Here is a 15,068-nt window from a genome sequence, read left to right as displayed (position 1 = left end):
GGGGCGACGGGGGGGCGCCGCGCGGGCGGGGGGGGGGGGGGGGGGCCCGCCGGGGGGGGGCCCCGGGGGGCGGCGAAGCCGGCCGGGGTGTCCGCGACGGTGATCAGGTCGGTACCAAGCCAGCGAGTCGCCGGCAGGTCGGTGCTCACGACCGGCCGGCCGGCCGCCAGGTACTCCAGCGTCTTGAGCGGGAAGCTCGCCCGGTTGAACGGGGTGTCGGCGTACGGTGTGAGACCGACGTCGATCACTCGTAGGTAGGCCGGCAACGCCTCGAACGGACGCGCCCCGGTCCACCGCACGTTCGGCCGGTCGAGCAGCCCGCCCAGGTCGTAGTCCGGGTCGCGCGGACCGACGAGCAGCAACGAGGCGCCCGTGTCGGCGACCGCGTCCAGGTAGCGCCGGTCGATCCGGTCCGAGACGTGACCGACCAGGCCGGCCACCGGCCCGGGCAGCCCCAGGTCGGCGGCCGGGGCGACGTCGTCGATGCCGGCGAACACCTCGGCGGCGCAGCCGTTGGGAACCACGATCGTGTCCACCCCGTCGAGGCGCCATCGTCGCGCGAGCACCTCGGAGATCACCACCGTGACGTCGGCCGCCCGCACCTGGCGCCACTCGGCCCGCCGCGCGAGGAGCGGCGAGATGCCCATGAGGCCGGCGCCGGCGGCGAAGTCGTCCGTGCAGTAGAAGACGGTGCGCGCCGAGGCCGGCGCGGCGCCGAACACGTCGGCCTGGGACGCGACGAGCATCGCCGTGACCCGGGCACCGAGCCGACGCGCGGCGGCCCGGATGGCCAGGCGGACCCCGGCGTCCGCCGCCCGCGCGAGCACCGGCCGGCTGACCCCCGGAGTCACCACCGGGGTGAGCCGGGTGATGCCCGGCCGGACTCGTCTGAGCAGCCGCGGCCCGCCGGCGCCGGCCAGCGCGCGGCGAGCCGCCGGGTCGCGCGCCAGGGTGAGCGGGGACATCGGCGGATCGACCCACAGCACCTCGACGGCCGCGGCGAGCCGCTCGGCGATCTGGCGTTCGGACGACCAGACCCCGTCCCACGAGGTGCCGCTCACGACGACCACGACGTCCCGCTGGCTGGCCTTCACTGGAACCCCCCGCGATCAGGCGCCGGGCGTGCCCCGTGGATCTTCGGCCGCGCGGGTCGGCCCACCTCGACCGGGATCCACGGTGCGCCCTCGCGCTCGCGGCCACGCGGGCGTGGCCGTCCGCGCCAGAGAATAACGGAATGATCGCGCCGGTCCGATCTCCGCTGGCCGCGGCCGGCGCGACGCCGCCACCCGGGCGCATTCCTCCTCGGGTCGCCCGACGGTGCCGCCCGACGGTGCCGCCCGCGACCAGGTCATCTCTCCACGAGAAGAGACGATTGGGCAACAACTGAGCTGCTATGACGATTAAGTTCCCGCTAACACCCCCAATCCGGGCTTTCCGCGTGGGCCAAGTTCGATAGATTTGCCGGGCTGGCGGGCCGCGGGCGGGTTCATCCCCACGTGGCCGGCTGACCGGCGGCGGGCCTACCACGTAGTCAGCGGCGACAGGCGAAGCGGGACGGGGCGGATACACGGTGGCCAACCAGGCGGACGCGGATGCCAATCCGGCCAGCGACGGCCAGCCGGCTCAGGCGAGCCCGGCGGCTTCCGTCCCGGCGGCCGGCGACACCGCGGCTGGCGAGGCGAGCCCGTCGAGGTGGCAGCGCAGAGCCCGCCGTCGCCAGGCGGGCGGCAAGAAGCGGGCCCGCCCGCTCACCATGACGCGGGTCGCCGCCGTGCCGGCGGTCGGCCTGCTGCTGATGCTCGGCGGTGGCCCGGCCTTCCAGCACGAGGACGAGGCGGCGGCCAGCGCCCCGGCCGAGCAGCAGCCCGTCCGGGGCACCGACTACCCGATGCCGCCGCTGACCGGGGTGGACGTCTTCGACCTCGCGAGCAGCGCCCCGACCAGCACCGACGATCTCGCCACTGCCGCGGCCGACCCGGTAGGGGGCGGCATCGTCCAGCTCACCGGCGCGTACAAGCAGATCCCCGACCGCGTCCTCGCCGCCTACAAGCGGGCCACCGAGACCATGGCCACCGAGCTGCCGGGCTGCAACCTGCGCTGGCAGTTGCTCGCCGCCATCGGCAAGGTCGAGTCCGGCAACGCCTCGGGGCGCTCCATCACGGAGGACGGCACGGTCACGCCGAGGATCGTTGGCATCCCGCTCGATGGCCGGTCCGGCATCGCCCTCATCCGGGACACCGACGACGGCGTGTGGGACGGCGACACCAGCTACGACCGGGCCGTCGGGCCGATGCAGTTCATCCCGAGCACCTGGAAGACCTCCGGCCGGGACGGCAACGCCGACGGCACGAAGAACCCGAACAACATTCACGACGCCGCGCTCGCCGCCGGCGGCTACCTGTGCGCGCGTGGCCGCGACCTGTCCGACTCGGCCCAGCTGCGCGCCGCCATCTTCTCCTACAACCCTTCCGACTCGTACGTGCGCGCGGTCCTGTCCTGGATGGCCGGCTACTCGGAGTCGGACCCGGACGAGGTCCCGATCCCGATCGTCCCACTCGGGGCGGCGGACACCGTGCCCGTGAGCGGGGGCTCCACCCCGGTACCGACTCTCACGCTGGAGGCCAGCGGGTCCAGCCCGACGCCGAACGTCAGCCCGACCATCAGCCCGAGCTCCAGTTGCCCGACGATCACCGTCACCGCCGCGAGCCTGGCCGCGACCATCACCGGGGACGCCGGCCAGCCTGTCCTGGACATCACCGGCGCCTACACCCCGGCGAACGCGACCGCGACCGGCAACGTCGTGATCCACGGTGAGGCCCGCGAGAGCGGCGCGAGCGTCGTCCTCGCGGAGTCGGACGTCACGGTGCCGGCCCAGCCCGGGGACGGCGCGGCGGTCCCGCTGGCCCACCTTGACCTGTCCGACGTCACCACCGGCACGGTCACGGTCTCGCTGACGACCACTCCGGCCGGCTGCGCCGCCCGGACGCTGGTGACGCTCGTCGTGACGAACATCCCCGCCTCGGAACCGTCGCCGCTCCCCACCGCCAGCCTCACCCCGTCGGCCTCGCCCACCCCGTCGCCGTCGCCGTCGGCCACCCCGCCGCCCTCGGCATCGCCGACGGCGAGCCCGACGCCCGCGCGCACGACCACCCCGCCGCCCACCAGCGCGGCACCCACCAGCCCGCCGCCCACCAGCCCGGCGCCGACCACCGCGGCACCGACGAGCGCCAGCCCGGGAGCCGCCGCGACCTCGACGACGGCGGTACCGACCAGCGCGTCGCCCACCGCCGGCTGACCCTGCCCGGCCACGCGGCCCCTGCCTGGCCGTCCCGCGCGAGCCCGCCGACCGCCACGCCGGCGCCGCGTGGGACGCGCCGGGACCGCGGCCGCCCTGCCTGGCCAGGGCCTGGCTCCGCCCGGCCTCGGTCAGGCTCGCGGACCGAGGGCGCCACGGGGGCGGGACCGGCGTGGCTAGGCTGAGCCCGGCGGGATCCGCCGCGTGGCGGGCTTCGCCGCGGGGGCGGTTTCCCGAAATCATCAGGAGCGCGGGAAGACGCACGGCGGATCGGAGCCACCGGGGCTCCGCATGACCGGAGGGACGGCATGAAGGGCATCATCCTGGCCGGTGGCACCGGCTCGAGGCTCTACCCGATCACCCAGGCCGTCTCCAAGCAGCTGATGCCGGTCTACGACAAGCCGATGATCTACTATCCGCTGTCGACGCTGATGGCCGCCGGAATTCGCGAGATCCTGATCATCACCACCCCGGCGGACCAGGCGCAGTTCCGCCGGCTGCTGGGCGACGGCAGCCGGCTCGGCTGCCGCTTCGAGTACGCGGTCCAGGACGAGCCGCGCGGGCTGGCGGACGCCTTCATCGTCGGCGCGGACTTCGTCGGCGACGACAAGGTGTGCCTGATCCTGGGGGACAACATCTTCTACGGGGTGGGGCTCGGCGAGCAGCTCAAGCAGTACACCGACCCCGACGGGGGCGTCATCTTCGCCTACCACGTCTCCGACCCGGAGCGCTACGGCGTCGTCGAGTTCGACGGCGACCGCCGGGCGGTCTCCATCGAGGAGAAGCCGACGAGTCCCAAGTCCAGCTTCGCCGTCACGGGGCTCTACTTCTACGACAACGACGTCGTCAAGATCGCGCGCGAGACGAAGCCCAGCGCCCGCGGCGAGCTGGAGATCACCGCCGTCAACCAGGAGTACCTCGACCAGGGCCGGCTCGGCGTGCACCTGCTCGACCGCGGCACCGCCTGGCTCGACACCGGCACCTTCAACTCCCTCATGCAGGCGGCGCAGTTCGTCCAGGTCATCGAGGAGCGCCAGGGGCTGAAGATCGGCTGCATCGAGGAGGTCGCCTGGCGTGAGGGCTTCGTCACCGACGAGCAGCTGGGCGAGCTGATCCACCCGCTCACCAAGAGCGGCTACGGGGGCTACCTCCAGGGCCTCCTGGGCCGTTAACCGGGGCTTTTTGCGTTCTATCCAGCTCCACGAGGACCGTACGGTTACCTGTTTCGGCGGCCAGACGTCGGACATGTCACGCCCATGTTGCGGATGGTGGTCCACCGCAAGAAGTTGTGTGGCATAGTGCTCTCGTACTCGCACAGGGTTTACGCGTCACCACGGCGCGTCCGGGGGCCTCAGGGGGGACTGTGCGTAAGGTTTGCGTGCTCGGACAAGGCTATGTCGGGCTTCCACTGGCCATACGCTGCGTCGACGTCGGCCACAATGTGGTCGGCTACGACGTCGACGAGGATCGAGTCAAGAGCCTGGCGGCCGGTGAATCGTATATAGAGGACATCTCCGCGCGACAGTTGGCGGCGACGATTGCTACCGGCCGGTATCTCGCGAGTTCCCAGGAAGAGGACCTCACCGGTTTCGACGTCGCGGTGATCACCGTTCCCACGCCGCTGCGGGACGGCAGCCCTGACCTCTCCTTCGTCGAGTCCTCGGCCCGTACGCTGGGCCGACACGTCCGCCCGGGCTGCCTGGTCGTCCTGGAGTCGACCAGCTACCCCGGCACCACCCAGGACTTCCTCGGCCCCGTCCTCGCCGAGGCGTCCGGGCTCCGGGCCGGAGAGGACTTCCAGCTCGCATTCTCGCCGGAGCGTATTGACCCAGGCAACCGCACCTGGACGTTGCGAAATACCCCAAAAGTCGTGGCCGGCGTCGACGAGGCGTCACGAGACGCCGTGATCAGCTTCTACGGCCAGCTCGTGGAAACGGTGGTTCCGGTTTCCGGAACCAGCGAGGCCGAGCTCACCAAGCTGCTGGAGAACACGTTCCGGCACATCAACATCGCCCTGGTGAACGAGCTGGCGATTTTTGCTCACGAGCTTCGTATCGACCTCTGGGAGTCGATCGACGCCGCCGCGACGAAACCCTTCGGTTTCATGCCGTTCCGGCCTGGTCCGGGGGTCGGCGGGCACTGCCTGCCTATCGACCCGTCCTATCTGTCGTGGCGGGTGGAACGCAGTCTCGGACGCAGCTTCCGGTTCGTCGAACTGGCCAACGACATCAACATGCACATGCCCGACTACGTCGTCCAGCGGATCGCGCACGGGCTGAACGAGCGCGGCAAGCCGGTCAAGGGCAGCCGGGTCCTGGTGCTCGGCCTGGCCTACAAGCGCAACACCCGCGACGCGCGCGAGTCGCCCGCGGTGCGCGTCACCGAACTGCTGCTGTCGCAGGGCGCGGACGTACGGGCCGCCGACCCGCACGTCCTCGACGGTCACATCGACACCCGGGTGCCGCGGGTGGACGCGACGCCGGAGGAGGCCGCGGCCAGCGACGCGGTGGTGCTCCTCACCGACCACGACGCGTTCGACCTGGACGCGATCGTGCCGCGCTGCTCGTACTTCCTCGACTGCCGCAGCCGCGTGCGCGGGCACGCGGTCGAGCCGCTCTGACCGGATCCCAACATGCCTGACGGGCCCGGCGGCGCCGGCGTGGGCCGACGGCGCCGGCGCCGGGCCCGACGTCCCCACCGCCCGCGCTTCCGACTTCCGGTGTTCCCGAACTTCCGGTGTTCCCGAACGTCCGGCGTCTCCGGCCACCGGTGGCCCCGACCGCCCAGGTCCCCTGACTATCCGAGGAGCGCAGGCCGCGCAGGCGGCTCGATTCCCATGAAGATCATGTGCGTGGCCGGCGCCCGGCCGAACTACATGAAGATCAAGCCGGTGCTGGACGCGCTGCGCGAGCGCGGCGCGCCAACCATCCTGGTGCACACCGGCCAGCACTACGACGCCCTGATGAGCGACGTCTTCTTCACCGAGCTCGACCTCCCGGCCCCCGACCACTTCCTCGGCGTGGGCTCGGGCAGCCACGCCGCCCAGACGGCCCGCCTGCTGACGGCGTTCGAGCCGCTGGTCGACAAGGAACGGCCCGACGCGGTCGTCGTGGTCGGGGACGTCAACTCGACGGTCGCCTGCGCCCTGGTCGCCGCCAAGGCCGGCTGCCTGGTGGCGCACGTCGAGGCGGGGCTGCGCAGCCGGGACTGGTCGATGCCGGAGGAGGTGAACCGGGTCGTCACCGACCGGTTGTCGGACTACCTGTTCGCCCCGTCGCCGGACGCCGTCGCCAACCTGGTCGCCGAGGGCTACCGGCCGGACCAGGTCCACCTGGCCGGCAACGTCATGGTCGACACGCTGCTGGCCAACCTGGACCGGGCCCGTACCGGGGACACGCTCACCCGGCTGGGACTCGTCCCCGGCGGCTACGGCGTGGTCACGCTGCACCGGCCGGCGAACGTCGACGACCCCGTCGTGCTCGGCGGGCTGCTGACCGCGCTCGGCGAGGTCGCCCGCGACTGCCCCCTGGTGTTCCCGGTGCATCCGCGTACCAGGGCGACCATGGAGGCGCTCGGCGCGCCGCCCGGGGTCCGGCTGGTCCCGCCAGCCGGCTACCTCGACTTCCTCGCGCTGCAGGCCGACGCGCGGCTGGTGCTGACCGACTCGGGCGGGGTCCAGGAGGAGACCACCGTGCTCGGGGTCCCCTGCCTCACCCTGCGGGACAACACCGAGCGGCCGATCACGGTGACCGAGGGGACCAACCAGCTGGTCGGAAGGGACCCGGGGCGGGTCATCGCCGCCGCCCACCAGGTGCTGGCCACCCCGCCGCCCGCGCGGCGACCGGCGTTGTGGGACGGCCAGGCCGGCCGCAGGATCGCGGCCGTCCTCACCATGGGCGGCGTCGCCGCCGGCCGCCCGCGCCCGACGGACCTCGTGGCGCCCGAGTACGTCTCCCAGGCCACGCCCGCGGCCGCCGGCGCGCGCTGGGCCGGCGTGCCGGTCGCGGTGCCGGCTCCCGCCTCGCCGGACCGTTCCGTTCCGCCCGCCGTCCCGGCGGGCACCTGATGGGCGCGCCGGCCGACGCGCGCGTCGCGGCGGTCGTCGTCACCCACAACAGCGAACGGCACATCCCCGGGCTGGCGTCGTCGTTACCCGCCGCGGCCGAGGGCGTGGGCGCGGTCGAGCTGCTGGTGGTGGACAACGCCTCCACCGACCAGACGGTGGCCGCCGTGGGCGAGCACGCGCCGACGGCGACCGTCCTACCGACCGGCCGCAACGCCGGGTACGCCGCCGGGATCAACGCCGGCGTCGCCGCGGCCGGGCCCTTCGACGCCTATGTCGCGCTCAACCCGGACGTCCGGCTCGGCCCGGGCGCGCTCGCCGCGCTGGTCGCCGCGCTGGAGGTCCCGGGCACCGGCATCACCGTGCCCCGGCTCGTCGACGAGCGGGGCCACCACCAGCCCTCGCTGCGCCGCGAGCCCACGGTGCGGCGCGCGCTCGGCGAGGCCGTGCTCGGCGGCCGGCGCGCCGGGCGGGTGGCGTGGCTCGGCGAGGTCGTCCACACCGCTTCGGCCTACGAACGGCCGGGCACCGTCGACTGGGCCACCGGCGCGGTGATGTGCGTGTCGGCCGAGTGCCACCGCCGGGTCGGCCCGTGGGACGAGGGCTTCTTCCTGTACTCCGAGGAGACCGACTTCGCGCTGCGCGCCCGCGACCTGGGCCTGGCCTGTCGCTACGTGCCCGAGGCCACCGCCCTGCACGTCGGGGGCGAGGCGCACACGTCGCCCGAGCTGTACGCGCTGCTGGCACGCAACCGGGTCAGGCTGTACCGGCGGCGGCACCCGGCCGCCGCGGCCGCCGCGTTCCGGGCCGCGGTGCTGCTCGGCGAGTCGATCAGGGCGGCCCGCGGCAGCGTCACCGCCCGCGCGGCCGTCGCGGCGCTGGCCGGGAGGACGGGTCACCTGGCCAGGCCCGCGCCGCCCGCGCGCGCCCCGGCGCGGGTACCCGACGAGGTCCGCACCACGACGACGACAACGACGGGGCAGGTACGGCCATGACGACGAGGCGGGCGCGGCCCACGACGACAGGGCAGGCGCGGCCCATGACGACGAGGCGGGCGCGGCCATGAACGCCGCCGCGACGGCGCTGTCCCTCTCGGCGGTCGCCGTCGGCCTGCCCGGCCTCGGCGCCGCCGCCCACCTCGGTACCCTCGCGCTGGCCTCGCTGGCCTACCGCGAGCCGAGGCCGCGCGGGCCGGTACCGCCGGTCCGGTTCCTCGTGCTCATCCCGGCGCACAACGAGCAGGCCGTGCTCGGCCGGACGCTGAAGGCGATCAACGCCGCGATCCGCCCCCGGGACCGCGTGGTGGTGGTCGCCGACCGGTGCACCGACGCGACCGAGAAGATCGCCCGCGAGCACGGCGCCGACGTGGTGGTCCGTCCCGAGGGCAGCGAGCCGGGGCGCGCGGCGGCCCGGCAGGCGGGCCTCGATCACGCGCGCGGCCTGGACTGGGACGCCATCGTCATGATCGACGCGGACTCGGTCTGCGACGCCGGGTTCTTCGACGCCTGCGAGCGCGCGCTCGCGGGCGGCGCGCAGGCGCTGCAGACGCGCAGCGAGATGCTGCTCGGTGGCGGTCTGGCCGCGCAGGCGTCGGTGGCGTCGTTCGCGTTGCAGGGCGTGCTGATCCCGCGCGGCCGGGACCGCCTCGGCCTGCTCGTCCGGCTGCGCGGGACCGGGATGGTCCTGCGCCGCCCGGTCGTCGAGAGGTACTCGTTCCGCGCGGCCGCCGGCGAGGACCGCTGGTACGGCACGGAGCTGGGGCTCGACGGGATCCTGCCGCGCCACGTCGAGTCGGCCCGGCTGCGCAGCGAGAACGTCGACACCTGGAAGTCCGCGGCGGCGCAGCGGGTCCGTTACGAGGCCGGCCGGATGTCGGCCGCCCGGGAGTTCGTGCCGCGGCTGCTGCGCCGGCCCACGGCGGCGACGGTCGAGGCCGCCGTCGAACTGCTCACCCCCCCGTTCGCGATCGCCGTCGGCTCGGCGGCCGCCGCCACGGCCCTGGCCGTGGCGTCCGGCGGCGTTCCGTTGATCATCGTGACCAGTGGGTCGCTCGCCGTCCTGAGCCTGACGCTGGTCACCGGCCTGCTCCAGGCGGACGCGCCCGCGCGGACCTGGCTCGCGCTCTTGTCGGCGCCGGGCTACATCGCGTGGAAGCTCGCCGTCCAGGCCCGCGCGTTCGCGGCGGTCCGCCGCGAGCAGGACTACTTCCCGCCGACCGCCCGCACCTGACCGGCGCGGTCCCCTAGCCGTCCGGCCGGCGAGGCACCCGGCCGGACGGCTCGGGGACCGGTCAGTGCACGGGCCTGCGGTGGTTGCGGCGGCCGGTCGGCGCGGGACGCGCGTCCGCCCCCAGCAGCGGCAGCCGGTAGGGCGGAGTCGGCCGGCGCAGCTCACGCAACAGGTGCACGGCGAACCTGCTGTTGGTGTCGAGGTAACGCCGCCACATCCGGCGCGGCTCCTGCACCACCCGGTACAGCCATTCCAGCCCCGCTCGCTGCCACAGCAGCGGTGCCCGCCTGGTGATGCCGGCCAGGATGTCGAACGACCCACCGACCCCGTGGCATACCCCCGGCACCGCCTGGGAGCCGAACCGCTGCAGGAACAGCTCCTTCTTCGGCGAGGACATGCCCGCGAACAGCAGGTCCGGCTGGGCGCCGCGGATCCGCTCGGCGACCTCGGCGTTCTCCTCGTCCTTGAAGTAGCCGTCCCGGGCCCCGACGACGACGGCCCTGGGCCAGCGCTCGGCCACCCTGGCGAGCATCCGTTCCAGGACCTCCTGCTTGGCGCCGAGGAAGTACACCCGTAACCCGAGCCGGTCCGCCTCGTCCATCAGCCGGAAGAACAGGTCGATCCCGGCGACCCGCTCGGGCAGCGGCCGCCGCAGCAGCCGGCTCGCCAGCACCACCCCCTGGCCGTCCGCCAGCACGAGGTCGCAGTCGAGCAGCGCGCTCCGGATCTGCGGATCGGCCCGGATCCAGACCATCTTGGCCACATTCACGACCCCGACCGTGGCGCGGTGCCCGCCGAGCGTCGAGGCGACGCACCAGTCCGTCGCCTCGGCCATCGTCATCGGATGGATCGGGACACCGAACAGCATCCGAATGGGTGGAAGCGGCGGCGGCGTCTCCTGGGAGGCGCCGAGCTGGTCCCAGAACGACTCGCTGACGGCGGTCACCGGGCGAGCCAGGCGTCGAGCAACCAGCCCAGCTCGTACGGCCGGGTCTCGTAGTCGACGGCGCGCGGCGTGAACATCACGTCCAGCGCGCCCAGCCGGGCACGGCGGTTCATCCCGATCGCGGCGCCGCGGGCGCCGCGGACCAGCTTGCCCCGATCCTTGCGGGCCACCTTCCGCCAGGTGACCCCAAGCCGCTCATCAACGAGGGTTGTGCCGATCTCCGGGGAGTAGGCGAGCCACCGCAGGCCTGCGCGGATGGCCTCGTCATGCACGGTTCCACCGGCGTCAGCCAGGTCGAGCAGCGCCATCGGCGCCATCGCGTTCTGGTGTACCGCGTAGACCGGATACTCCTCGGCGACCGCGCCCGTCCGCCAGTCGTAATGCCACCACCACTGGCCCGCGCCGCCCTGGAGGTAACAGATCTGCCGGGCGCACCGCTCGGCGGCCTCGAGCGCCTCCGGATCGCCGAACGCGCGGTGGAACCGCGCCAGCGCCTGGATCGGATACACCTGGTCGGCGAAGCAGCCGAGGAAACGCCGGTACCAGGGCAGCGTGGTGACGTCCGTGACGTGCGGAAAGAGCTGGCCGGGCGCGGAGTAGGCGGCGAGCAGCCGGTCGCGCTGGGCCTGGGCGCCCTTCTCGTCGCCGGCGGCGGTGAACGCCGAAACCGCCCAGGAGATCGGGACGATCTGGGTGGCCCGGTCAGCCGCCTGGGAAAGGTGGTCGAGCGACCGTCCCAGGCTCTCGGCGCCGGCCGCGGCGGCCGCCCAGGCGACCATGGCGATGTCGCCGGGGTTCGTCTGGGGCGTCAGCGCGCCCACCAGCTGGTCGACGAAGGCCGGGGCGATCTGCCCGGCGAGAATCCCGCGCTGGTCGGCCTCGTCCAGGTGCCGGGCGCCCAGGGCGACGATCGCGCCGTACCGAAGGCTCGTTCCCTCGGCGACCAGGTCGCGCGCGCTGGTCGCCCGGCTGCCCCCCCGCAGCCTGAAGACGAACCCCTCCGGCGAGCCCTCTTGTGAGCCTTCCGGCGCCGCGCGCCACATCCGCGGCAGGGTCGTGACGGCCGCGGCGAGCTGGCCGCCGAGGAAGGCACGAATGTCCGCGCGTGAACCAGCGACCTTTTCGATCCGTGGTGGGCTTTTTTGCTTCTCGACGGCGGATGACGCCGCCGCGACGGACTCGGGCGCGCCAGACTGGTCGAACACGAGGCTCCCCCCTAGATGCCTGTCTTGTTCATGCTGTCGGCCGCGCTTCACCAGCAACGGCGCAATATCCAGGACTTCGGCACGGCAGAGAGCCGACGAGTCGGCGCCGAATGGCATGACGCCGCCCGCCGGCCGCTGTTGGCCGACCCCCTCGAAGTCACAGACGTGAACAGTGCCTAAGTATGCACAAGAGACACCTCGCCGGCGCTACAGTTCGTGAAATCTGGCCGCAACGGTCTCATAACACGGACGAAGGTGGCGGGCGTGGTGTGACGCCGAGTGACCGACCCTCAGGGTTCCACCGGCACGTTGGTCTCATCCCAGACGTTTCCGGACCAGACGGTGTCCGGCCCAGCTCCGGTTGCCGGACCCCAGTAACCGCACTTCGGGAAGAACTTTTGACTGAACCTGTTGTTGACTACTCGCATGTTCGTCACGGGCCCGCCGCCCGTGGTCCCCGCGTACAGGCAGTAACCACCGCCCGCCAGGTAATTGCCCTCGACGACGACGTCACTGATCGGCGCGGTGTTCGTCGACATGAGGATCGGCGAGGTCTGGCTGAACCGAACCTCGATCCGGTTATGACGGATCAGCACGTTAGACCCGCCGTCGGACTGGATCCCGTCGTTGTGCACGTCGGGGCCGGCAACCAGGTCATGGATGTAGCTATCCTCGATCGTCACGTTGTCGGCGGCGCGCAGCCCATCCCCACAGTCGTGGACGTTGAGCCGACGCGCGGTGTAGTTGCTGAAGGCCACCGCCATGAACTCACCGTTCCCGCCGCAGCTGATCTCAACGTCCTCGATCAGCAGGTTGCGGCTCTCCCGACCGTCCGCGAATGCGCGCACGCCGTACCAGTCCTTGCAGAGGATCCGGGTGTTGCGAATGACAACGTTGTCGGCCGCCACGGTGATGCACCCGTAGACGTCCATGCCGTCGACGACGGTGCCGGGCTTGGTGATCGTCATACTGCCAGAACTGATCAGCCGGGTACCTGGCGGAACCCCGGTGTTGGTCCCATCAGGAAAGGCCTTCGGCGACCCGGCCGTGGGACTGACGGGCGCCGGCGGCCTGGTGTTCTTGTCGATCGGCAGGTCCTCGACGCCGCGGCAGCCAGCCAACGCCGCCGCGACGACCAGCGCGAGGCAGGCGACGCCGGCCCGGGCGGCCAGGCGCGGGCGCGGCGGCGCCAGGGCGCGCCCCCGCCGTCCCCCGTCCGCCCGCGGGTTCGGGTTCGCCGCCGCCACAGCGGTATCTGGCCGGCGGCCGACCGACGGCTTCCTGGATCTGTTCACTGCAGCCCCCGGACTGTGCAGTTCACCGAGACGACCAGGCCGGCCGTCCACAGCCATGCCGGCCAACCACCGACGACGACCCGGCTCGACCCACCGCTGCTCTCACAAGCGGTGCACACCTCGTTACATGAGGGCGCCATTACCCGTCGTTTGCCGACAAGTGTTGCTCACCAGGTGAGAACGGTATCGCAACGCGTCGGCCATCGACACGAAGACGCGCTCATATGTCACCCAGAGCCGCCAGCCCGGATTCTCGGCCAGCGGGTCGCCCCAGGTCGGCGCGCGCGTCGGCGACCCGGGCGGCGCTCCCGCCGCCCGGAGCCGGCGGACCGCCAGCGGCCCGGACGGGCCCGGCTCCCGCCCGCCCGGCCGGCCGGCGCCGGCGGGCGTACCGCGCGGCCATGGTCTCGGCCATGAGGAAGCCGGCCAGCAGGGCCGCGTACGCCCGTTTGGTGTTGACCAGCAACGGCACCGCCGTCGCGGTCGCCCCGGTGACGGCCGAGGTGATCCGGCTGTGCTCACCCACCCCGCTCTCGTCCTGCCAGCGGTCGAGCGTGGCGCTCACGAACGCGGCGACGGCCTCGAAGGTGCGCTGCGCGCGGTCCGGATCACGATCCCGCGCGACGATATCCACCGTCGGCGTGTCGTAGACCGCCTGCCACTGGTCGCCCGTGTTCGTCAGCATGGCCGTGTATCCGCCCAGGCCGGCGCGGTTCATCTCCGCGCGGGTGGCGCCGGAGCTCGCATTGTCCGCGAGCAGCCCGGCCGTCTGGATGAGAGACGAGCTGAACGCGCTGAAGATATTGGGTGCCCGCTGGTTGGCCGGCACGAGCAGCGTCACCGTCCCGTGCGCCTCGTACGTCGGTGGCCGAGTGTGCACGAACAACGCAATGATCATGAAGATACACAGTATTCCGACGGCGGGAAACCAGCGCCGCCGACGGCCGTCGGCACGGCGGTCCGACTCCCCGCCGGCGCCACCCGCGGTATACCGGCCGGGCCGAGGCGCCGCCACCACGCCGGGGTCCCCGTCGGCCGTCCCGGCCGTGTCGGCCCGCGCGGAGGCTGAAGACATCGACATACCCCCGATTGACCACGTCTCGTCATCCCGCCCGGCTATTGCCGGCTCGGCAATATGCGTCCCCGACTGTCCAGCCCGCCGGACCCGCCCTCGTTCGACGGGTAACAGGCCCTACTCTAGTAGCCGCGTAACACCGACGACATGCCGGTGACCGGGCGACATGCCGGTCCCGAGCACCGCCGGCAGGGGGAGAAAGCATGACATTGCGCCAGTTCTGCGCGCTGCTCATCCGTCATTGGCGGGTGGTGCTGCCCGGGCTCATTGTGACGGTGGTGCTCTGCGGCGTGGGCCTGAAGGCCATCCCGCCGGCCTACCAGGCCGAGGCGACCATGGTCATGCTTCCGTCGTCGGCGCCGCCGGCGCCGACAAACCTGAACGCGCCGCCGCCGGAACGGACAAATCCCTATCTTTCCTTCAACGCCTCGCTACGGGTGGCCGCCGACGTGCTCGGGCGCTCGGTCTCCGACCAGGAGACGGCCCAGGCACTGGCGAAGAAGGGCGCGACCGCGGCGTACTCCGTCGAGGTCGCGCTGGACAGTCCCGGGCCACTCGTGAAAATCGTCGCGGAAAGCTCGGACAGCGCGGCCGTCGCCCGGACCGTCGACCTGGTCGTCGCCGAGGTCGAGCGGCGGCTGCAGGCCCTCCAGCTGGCCGCGGGCGCGCCGCAGGACACCTTCATCACCACCGCCCTGGTGACCCAGACGCCGCCGGCCGCCGGCTACAAGAAGGTGATCGAGGTCGTCGGCCTGCTGTTCGTCGCCGGGTTCCTCGTGACGTCCGCGGCCGCGATCCTCGTCGAGCGGCGCTCACGGCGCCGGCCGGCCAGAACCGCGGCCGAGGTCGCGGCCGAGCGGCGCGCGGGCCCGCGCGCCGCGGGGCCCGCCCCCCCGCCGGCCGCCCACCCCCCCCCCCGCCCCCCGCCCGGCCGCCCCCGCGGCCGCCGCCGGGCCCCCC

The 15,068-nt window shown here is 73.0% G+C and carries 12 protein-coding genes; 7 read left to right on the top strand and 5 right to left on the bottom strand.

Annotated elements, in window-relative coordinates; all coding sequences use genetic code 11:
* A partial coding sequence (locus I6A81_RS45870) for a glycosyltransferase (protein WP_203010410.1) occupies positions 1-1,094 on the bottom strand: 1,094 nt, incomplete at its 3' end.
* Between the two features lie 476 nt (positions 1,095-1,570).
* On the opposite strand from I6A81_RS45870, the gene I6A81_RS34290 reads away from it, so the two are divergent.
* The 6 genes from I6A81_RS34290 to I6A81_RS34265 all read left to right on the top strand — a co-directional run bounded on the left by I6A81_RS34290 (position 1,571) and on the right by I6A81_RS34265 (position 9,587).
* Positions 1,571-3,295, top strand: coding sequence for a lytic transglycosylase domain-containing protein (locus I6A81_RS34290; protein WP_203004467.1), 1,725 nt, complete (start codon positions 1,571-1,573; stop codon positions 3,293-3,295).
* A gap of 308 nt (positions 3,296-3,603) precedes the next feature.
* Entirely contained in the window at positions 3,604-4,467 is an 864-nt protein-coding gene (rfbA, locus tag I6A81_RS34285; RefSeq protein ID WP_203004466.1) for a glucose-1-phosphate thymidylyltransferase RfbA, read from the top strand.
* Between the two features lie 206 nt (positions 4,468-4,673).
* Positions 4,674-5,915 carry a nucleotide sugar dehydrogenase gene (locus I6A81_RS34280; RefSeq protein ID WP_203004465.1) on the top strand — a complete coding sequence of 414 codons (1,242 nt, stop codon included), beginning with the start codon at positions 4,674-4,676 and terminating at the stop codon, positions 5,913-5,915.
* Between the two features lie 216 nt (positions 5,916-6,131).
* On the top strand, positions 6,132-7,361 hold the full coding sequence (gene wecB / locus I6A81_RS34275; RefSeq protein WP_203004464.1) for a non-hydrolyzing UDP-N-acetylglucosamine 2-epimerase: 1,230 nt from the start codon (positions 6,132-6,134) through the stop codon (positions 7,359-7,361).
* Positions 7,361-8,353, top strand: coding sequence for a glycosyltransferase (locus I6A81_RS34270; RefSeq protein ID WP_203004463.1), 993 nt, complete (start codon positions 7,361-7,363; stop codon positions 8,351-8,353). Before wecB ends, I6A81_RS34270 begins: the two co-directional genes overlap by 1 nt.
* A gap of 67 nt (positions 8,354-8,420) precedes the next feature.
* Complete coding sequence (locus tag I6A81_RS34265; protein WP_203004462.1) at positions 8,421-9,587, top strand: glycosyltransferase family 2 protein; 1,167 nt, start codon at positions 8,421-8,423, stop codon at positions 9,585-9,587.
* 61 nt (positions 9,588-9,648) lie between these two features.
* Here I6A81_RS34265 and I6A81_RS34260 read toward each other — a convergent pair whose 3' ends face one another.
* The 4 genes from I6A81_RS34260 to I6A81_RS34245 all read right to left on the bottom strand — a co-directional run bounded on the left by I6A81_RS34260 (position 9,649) and on the right by I6A81_RS34245 (position 13,931).
* A complete protein-coding gene (locus I6A81_RS34260; RefSeq protein WP_203004461.1) occupies positions 9,649-10,533 on the bottom strand; it encodes a WecB/TagA/CpsF family glycosyltransferase in 885 nt (294 codons plus the stop codon).
* Positions 10,530-11,738, bottom strand: coding sequence for a hypothetical protein (locus I6A81_RS34255; protein WP_203004460.1), 1,209 nt, complete (start codon positions 11,736-11,738; stop codon positions 10,530-10,532). The genes I6A81_RS34260 and I6A81_RS34255 overlap by 4 nt, the downstream gene beginning before the upstream one ends.
* A 290-nt stretch (positions 11,739-12,028) precedes the next feature.
* Positions 12,029-12,706, bottom strand: coding sequence for a right-handed parallel beta-helix repeat-containing protein (locus tag I6A81_RS34250; protein ID WP_203004459.1), 678 nt, complete (start codon positions 12,704-12,706; stop codon positions 12,029-12,031).
* Positions 12,707-13,253: 547 nt separating this feature from the next.
* Positions 13,254-13,931 carry a hypothetical protein gene (locus I6A81_RS34245; RefSeq protein ID WP_203004458.1) on the bottom strand — a complete coding sequence of 226 codons (678 nt, stop codon included), beginning with the start codon at positions 13,929-13,931 and terminating at the stop codon, positions 13,254-13,256.
* Between the two features lie 380 nt (positions 13,932-14,311).
* Between I6A81_RS34245 and I6A81_RS34240 the strand changes: the two genes are divergently transcribed.
* Positions 14,312-15,068, top strand: a 757-nt coding sequence (locus I6A81_RS34240) for a YveK family protein (protein WP_203010409.1), incomplete at its 3' end; no start/stop codon positions are given.

It is taken from the genome of Frankia nepalensis (assembly GCF_016786325.1).
Lineage (GTDB): Bacteria > Actinomycetota > Actinomycetes > Frankiales > Frankiaceae > Pseudofrankia > Pseudofrankia nepalensis.
Note: the sequence above shows the minus strand (reverse complement) of the source record. Positions and strands in the feature narration are given on the sequence as shown.